The 6,588-nt window shown below is 68.2% G+C and carries 6 protein-coding genes; 3 read left to right on the top strand and 3 right to left on the bottom strand.

Going from position 1 to position 6,588, the window contains the following annotated elements:
- Position 1: 1 nt before the first annotated feature.
- The 3 genes from AC1RVW_RS27435 to AC1RVW_RS27445 all read left to right on the top strand — a co-directional run bounded on the left by AC1RVW_RS27435 (position 2) and on the right by AC1RVW_RS27445 (position 2,892).
- A complete protein-coding gene (locus AC1RVW_RS27435; RefSeq protein ID WP_285414845.1) occupies positions 2–688 on the top strand; it encodes a DsbA family oxidoreductase in 687 nt (228 codons plus the stop codon).
- A 123-nt stretch (positions 689–811) separates the two neighbouring features.
- The gene (locus AC1RVW_RS27440) at positions 812–1,291 is read left to right on the top strand and encodes a hypothetical protein (protein ID WP_493203714.1); all 480 of its coding nucleotides are present in this window, start codon (positions 812–814) and stop codon (positions 1,289–1,291) included.
- Between the two features lie 5 nt (positions 1,292–1,296).
- On the top strand, positions 1,297–2,892 hold the full coding sequence (locus AC1RVW_RS27445; protein WP_493203716.1) for a DUF1800 domain-containing protein: 1,596 nt from the start codon (positions 1,297–1,299) through the stop codon (positions 2,890–2,892).
- Between the two features lie 151 nt (positions 2,893–3,043).
- Here the strand turns inward: AC1RVW_RS27445 and AC1RVW_RS27450 are convergent, their stop codons facing one another.
- Genes AC1RVW_RS27450 through AC1RVW_RS27460 form a run of 3 tightly spaced genes read right to left on the bottom strand, consistent with a single transcriptional unit; the run spans position 3,044 to position 6,533 of the window.
- Positions 3,044–3,763: an ABC transporter ATP-binding protein gene (locus tag AC1RVW_RS27450; protein WP_493203718.1), complete on the bottom strand. Its 720-nt coding sequence runs from the start codon at positions 3,761–3,763 to the stop codon at positions 3,044–3,046.
- 1 nt (position 3,764) lies between these two features.
- Entirely contained in the window at positions 3,765–5,018 is a 1,254-nt protein-coding gene (locus tag AC1RVW_RS27455; protein ID WP_285413396.1) for an ABC transporter substrate-binding protein, read from the bottom strand.
- 51 nt (positions 5,019–5,069) lie between these two features.
- Entirely contained in the window at positions 5,070–6,533 is a 1,464-nt protein-coding gene (locus AC1RVW_RS27460) for an aldehyde dehydrogenase family protein (protein ID WP_493203720.1), read from the bottom strand.
- Between the last annotated feature and the right edge of the window lie 55 nt (positions 6,534–6,588).

The following is a 6,588-nucleotide window of genomic DNA, read 5'->3' on the forward strand; positions in this document are numbered from 1 at the left end:
CATGACCACACCTTCTTCCTCGCACCTCAAGATCGACTTCGTCTCCGATGTGTCCTGCCCCTGGTGCGCCGTTGGCCTGAGTTCGCTCGAGGCGGCGCTCAGGAAGGTGGCGCCGGACGTCACCGCGGAGCTGCACTTCCAGCCCTTCGAGCTGAACCCGCAGATGCCGCCCGAAGGCCAGGACACCTTCGAGCACCTCAACCAGAAGTACGGTTCCACGCGCGAGCAGCAGGCGCAGTCGCGCGAGATGATCCGCCAGCGCGGCGCGGCCGTTGGCTTCGAGTTCAGCCCCGAAGGCCGTCCGCGCGTGTACAACACCTTCAATGCCCACCGCCTGCTGCACTGGGCCGAGCTGGAGAGCCCGGCCAGGCAGGCGGCGCTGAAGAAGCTGCTGCTGAAGGCCTACTTCACCGACAGCCAGAACCCCTCCGACCCCGAGGTGCTGGTGCGCGCCGCCACCGAAGCCGGGCTCGACCCGGCCCGCGCCCGCGAGATCCTGGCGAGCGACGAGTACGCCAAGGAAACCCGCGAACGCGAGCGCATGTACACCGACGCCGGCATCCACTCGGTGCCCGCGATCATCATCAACGACCAGCACCTGATTTCGGGCGGGCAGCCCGTCGAAGTGTTCGAGCGCGCGCTGCGCCAGATTGCCGGTGCTGCACCGGCGGGCCTGTCTGTAGCCTGACTTAGCTGGCTCTTAGGCGCCGGCTTTGCGCGGCGTTACGAGGGTAAAGAGCGTCAACGCGGGGCGGGGCACGGTGGTTGAGGAGAGCATCTCCAATCACTGTCACCATCAGGAGCTCCGAAGATGAAGAAGAAAAGCCTAGTCACCGCACTCGCCACGTTCACGCTCGTGGCAGCGGCTTCCCTGCCGGCACTGGCCGACGAATACGGCCGGCATCCTTTCTACCTCCACGCGTTGTCCGACCTGCGCACCGCGGCCTGGCAGGTGGACCACCGCCGCCCGGAGGACGGTCAGGTCTCGCGCGACGAGATGGTGGTGCTCGACGAGATCCACGCCGCCATCGGCGACCTGCAGCACGCCGCATGGCTCGACGGCAAGCCCGTCGAATGGCGCGAGCCCACCGATGCATGGCTGCCGCGCGAAGGCCGCCTGCATGCGGCCATCGACCTGCTGCGCAAGGTGCGCTCCGACGTGGCGCGCGAAGAAGACGACCCGCGCTCGCGCCCGTTCCAGCAACGCGGCCTGGCGCATGTCGACGTGGCGCTCAACGCCGCGCAGCACGCCATCGGCGACGTGCGTCACCACGACCTGCGCAGGGAGTGAGGGCGGTGGTGGCCACCCCTGGTGGATCGGTGCCGCTGCGTCGCGCGTCGCTGGCGCTGGGCGCCTGCGTGCTGGCACTGCTGGCGGCCTGCGCGAGCACGCCGGGCAGCCAGCGCCCGCTGGTGTCGCTGTCGCTGCCTTCCACGCAGGTCAATGACGCCACGCGCCTGCGCTGGCTCGACCGCGTGAGCTGGGGCGCCAATGCCAGCAGCGACGCGCACCTGGCGCAACGCGGCCTCGCGCTTTGGATGCGCGACCAGCTCAATCCGCGCCCCGCGCCGCTGCCGCCTGCGGCACAGGCGCAGATCGGTGCGATGGCCATCTCGCACACGCCGCTCGACCAGCTCGTCATCGGGCTGGAAGCGCAGCGCAAGGCGGCGGACGCGCTGCCCGACGAAGACCAGAAGAAGGCCGCGCGGCAGGCCTACCAGCAACAGCTCAACCAGCTGGCGCGCGAGGCGCAGACGCGCTTCCTGCTGCGCGCGCTCTATTCCCCGAACCAGCTGCAGGAGCAGATGACCTGGTTCTGGATGAACCACTTCAACGTCAACCTGCGCAAGGACAACATCCGCGCGATGGTCGGCGACTACGAAGAGAACGCCATCCGCCCGCACGCGCTCGGCAAGTTCCGCGACCTGCTCGGCGCCACGCTGCATCACCCTGCGATGCTGCGCTACCTCGACAACGCGCAGAACGCCGCCAACCGCATCAACGAGAACTATGCGCGCGAGCTGATGGAGCTGCACACGCTGGGCGTGGGCAGCGGCTATTCGCAGGGCGACGTGCAGGAACTCGCGCGCGTGCTCACCGGCGTGGGCGTGACCAGCGCACCGCTCGACGCGCCGCCGCCGAACATCCGCCCCGCGGTGCGCGCGGACTATGTGCGCAAGGGCCTGTTCGAGTTCAACCCCAACCGGCATGACTACGGGCCGAAGACACTGCTGGGCCAGCCGATTCAGAGCCACGGCCTGGCCGAGGCCGACGAGGCGCTCGACCGCCTGGCGCGCGCGCCGGCCACCGCGCGTTTCATCTCGCGCAAGCTGGCCGTGTACTTCGTGTCGGACGATCCGCCGCAGGCGCTGGTCGACCGCATGGCCGCCGCCTTCACGCGCAGCGACGGCGACATCGCCGTCACGCTGAAGGCGATGTTCGAGTCGCCCGAGTTCACTGCGTCGCTGGGCCGCAAGTTCCGCGACCCGGTGCACTACGTGATCGCCGGCGTGCGGCTCGCCTACGACGACCGCGTGGCACTGAACGTGAACCCGATGATCAACTGGATCAACCGCATGGGCGAGCCGCTGTACGGCCACGAGACGCCCGACGGCTATCCGCTCAACGAGGTGGCATGGGCGAGTGCCGGGCAGATGAACACGCGCTTCGAGATCGCGCGGGCCATCGGCGCGAACGGCGCGGTGCTGTTCAGGGCGGACGACAAGGCGCCGCTGGAGAAACCCGCGTTCCCGCAACTGGCCGAGTCGCGCGCGGTGCGTGCGATGCAGGGCGGGCTGAGCGCGGACACGCGCGAGGCGCTGGCGCAGGCGAAGAACCCGCAGGAGTGGAATACCTTCCTGCTGGCGTCGCCTGAGTTGATGCGCCGCTGAGGTATTCGGCATTTCTCCCTCCCCCACTGGGGGAGGGCAGGGGTGGGGGCAAGCGGCGTTCGATGAGGCGCCACGGCGAAACCAGCGCCGCCGTGCCCCCATCCCGACCTTCCCCCGGAAGGGGAAGGAGCAATTCGAAGACGTATCGCGCTCATGCTTCCATCCCCATGTACACCCGCCGCACTTCCGCGTCGTTCATCACCGCGCGCGGCGCGCCCTCCGCCAGCTTCTGCCCGAAGTTGATGACGAACAACCGGTCCGCCAGCGATAGCAGCGCATGCACCACGTGCTCGATCCAGATCATCGTCACGCCGCGCGCCTTGATGCGCTTGAGCTCCGCCACCAGCACGGCGGCTTCCGGCTCCGTCAATCCACCGGCGATCTCGTCGAGCAGCAGCAGGCGCGGCCGCGTCGCCAGCGCACGCGCCAGCTCCAGCCGCTTGCGGTCGAGCAGCGTCAGCCCGCCCGCGGGCTTGTTCGCATGCGCCATCAGGCCCGTCTGCGAGAGCACCTCGTGTGCCGTCTGCCATGCCTCGCGCTCGGCCTGCTGCCCGCCGAAGCAGGCGGCCGTGACGAGGTTCTCGAACACGCTCATGTTGCCGAAGGGCTGCGGCACCTGGTAGCTGCGCCCGATGCCCGCATGGCAGCGCTGGTGCGGCTTGAGCCGCGTCACGTCGCGGCCCGCGTATTCCACGCGACCGGCATCGACGCGCACGTCGCCCGAGATCAGGTTGAACAGCGTGGTCTTCCCCGCGCCGTTCGGCCCGAGGATGCCCAGCGTCTCGCCCTCTGCCACCGACAGCGTGATGTCGTCCGTGACCTTGAGCGCGCCGTACGACTTGCTCACGGCATGCAGTGCCAGCAGCGTCATGTCAGAGCAGCCGCAGCTTGCCGCCGGTGGGAATGCTGGTCGCCGCCTCGTTGTTGACGATGGTCAGCTCCACCTTGTACTTCGTGCCCTTGCCCCACTGGCCGAGCACCAGCGGCGTCTTGCTGACGTTCTTGAAGGGCCCCTGGCCGCCCCACTTCACCGGGCCGACCACCGAGTTGATCGAGGTCGAGGCCACGGCGTCGCGCACGTCAGAAGCCTTCAGCGACTTCGCGCGCCCCAGTGCATTCGCCGCCACTTCGAACAGCGCGTGCGCGAAGCCGATGGGCTGCGTCCACTGCTTCTTCACGCCGGCCTCGTAGGCATCGGCCAGCGCCTTCGCGCTCTGCTGCGTGAGGCTCGAGGTGAACGGGTGCGACGGGCTCCACCACACCTCGGTCGACAGGCCGTCGCCCAGATCGCCGAGTGCCTCGATGGCACCGGGGAACAGCAGCGCCTTGCCCAGCGTGATGACCTTGGGCCTGAAGCCCTGCTGCCGTGCCTGCGTGAGGAAGGTCTTGGCATCGGGCGGGATCACCACGCCGGTGACGATCTCGCAGCCCGCGCTCTTGAAGGCCGCGATCTGCGCGCTGAAATCCTGCGTGCCGTTCTGGAAGCGGCCGGGGTCGGTGAGCGTGAAGCCCATCTGCGCGAGCGGCTTGGGAAAGCCCAGCTCCTTGTCGCCCCAGGCATTGCCGTCGCCGTCATTCGGGAAAAGGCCGCCCACCTTCTTGTTGGTGGCCAGCGTCTTCCAGCCGTTGGTGAAATTGGCGATGACGTCTTCGAGCCCCCAGAACAGGTGGTACGTCCAGTTGAAGCCCTTCGCCGGGTCGCCCTTGCGGCCGAAGAACCACGGCTGCCACGGCACCACGCTGGAGATGCAGGGCACCTCGTTGAGTTCGCACGCATCGCTCACCGGGTTGGCGGTCTCAGGCGTGCCGGCGGTGAGCACCAGCGCGACCTTGTCCTTCAGGATCAGGTCGTTCGCTACTTCGCCCGCGCGGTTGGGGTTCGACTGGCTGTCCTTCAGCACGATCTGCACCGCGTATTTCCTGCCGCCGACGCTGATGCCGTCCTTGAAGGCGGTCTTCATCTGGTCGATGACCCACTTGTCGGCCTCGCCGAAAGGCGCGAGCGGCCCGGTCTGCGGCGACACATAGCCGATCTTCAGCGTGTCGGCCGCGAACACCAGCGGCGTTGCGCCCGATGCCACCAGCGCGGCCGTGGCCTGCGTGAACTGTCTGCGATTGAATGTCATGGTTGTCTCCGTCTCTTGTGTTTTTGATGCCGCCTGGCCGGGGCCAGTCAGTCAGCGCGCGAAGTGCGGCGGTATCTGCGCGTCGACGTTCACCCACACGCTCTTGACCTGCGTGTATTCGCGCATCGCATCGAACCCCATCTCGCGGCCGTAGCCGCTCTGGCCGACGCCGCCGAAGGGCGAGCCGGGGTTCACGCGCTTGTAGCTGTTGATCCAGACCATGCCGGCGTGCAGGTCGCGCGCCACTTTGTGGGCGCGTTGCAGGTTGCCGGTCCACAGGCCGCTGCCGAGGCCGTAGTCGGTGCCGTTGGCGATCTGCATCGCCTCTTCGTCATTCTTGAAAGTGAGCACGGTGACGAACGGCCCGAACACTTCTTCCTGCGCGACGCGGTCCTTGTATGACCTGGCGCGCATCACCGTCGGCTCGACGTAGCAGCCCTTCGCCAGGTCGCCGCCGGGCGACTTGCCGCCGGCGAGCAGCTCGCCGCCCTCGCCCTGCGCCACTTCCACATAGCTCAGCACGCGCTCGCGGTGCTGCGCGCTGGTGAGCGGCCCCATCTCGGTGTTCTCGTCGAGCGGGTTGCCGAGGCGGATCGACCTGGCCAGCGGTATGAACTGCTCGAGGAAGGCATCGGCGATCTTCTCGTGCAGCATCAGCCGCGAGCCCGCAATGCAGGCCTGCCCCTGGTTGTGGAAGATGGCCCACGCGCTGCCGTTGACTGCGGCCTGCAGGTTCGCGTCCTCGAACACGATGTTCGGTCCCTTGCCGCCGAGCTCCAGTTGCACCTTCTTCAGGTTGCCCGCGCTGGCCTGCACGATGCGCCGGCCGGTGGCGGTGCTGCCGGTGAAGGCGATCTTCGCGATCTCGGGATGCTCGGCGATGTACTGGCCCGCCACGCTGCCCAGCCCGGGCAGCATGTTGACCACGCCGTGCGGCAGGCCGGCCTCGGCCATCAGCTCGGCGATGCGCAGCGAACTCAGCGGCGTTATCTCAGCCGGCTTCATCACGATGCAGTTGCCGGCCGCGAGCGCGGGCGCCATCTTCCAGCTGGTGAACATCAGCGGAAAGTTCCACGGCACGACCTGGCCGACGATGCCGACGGGCTCGCGCAGCGTGTAGTTGAGAAAGCCCTCTTCCACCGGAATGGTCTCGCCCTGGAACTTGTCGGCCATGCCGCCGAAGTAGCGGAAGCACGCGGCCGTGCGCGGCACGTCGAGCCGGCGCGAATCGCGGATGGGGTGGCCGGTGTCCAGCGATTCGAGGCGCGCGAGCTCCTCGGCGTTGGCCTCGATGAGGTCGGCGAGCTTCAGCAGGATGCGGCCCCGGTCTGCCGCGGCCATGCGGCTCCACTTGGGGAAGGCGCGCTTCGCGGCGGCCACTGCCTTGTCGACGTCGGCCTTGCCGGCCAGCGCGACATCGACGATGGGCGTGTTGTCGTGCGGGTTGAGCGTGGCGAGCGTCTCGCCGGATTCGGCGTCGACGAAGCGGCCGTCGATGAAGAGCTGATGGCGGATGGACGGAGCAGGCATGGTCGTTCCTCTCCCTCCCCCGCTGGGGGAGGGTTGGGGT

It is taken from the genome of Variovorax sp. MPBD4-3 (assembly GCF_058809745.1).

Bases quoted from the DNA above. Each gene is read 5' to 3' on its own strand.
- AC1RVW_RS27435 (WP_285414845.1), top strand. From the start codon at position 2: ATGACCACACCTTCTTCCTCGCACCTCAAGATCGACTTCGTCTCCGAT.
- AC1RVW_RS27440 (WP_493203714.1), top strand. From the start codon at position 812: ATGAAGAAGAAAAGCCTAGTCACCGCACTCGCCACGTTCACGCTCGTG.
- AC1RVW_RS27450 (WP_493203718.1), bottom strand. From the start codon at position 3,763: ATGACGCTGCTGGCACTGCATGCCGTGAGCAAGTCGTACGGCGCGCTC.
- AC1RVW_RS27455 (WP_285413396.1), bottom strand. From the start codon at position 5,018: ATGACATTCAATCGCAGACAGTTCACGCAGGCCACGGCCGCGCTGGTG.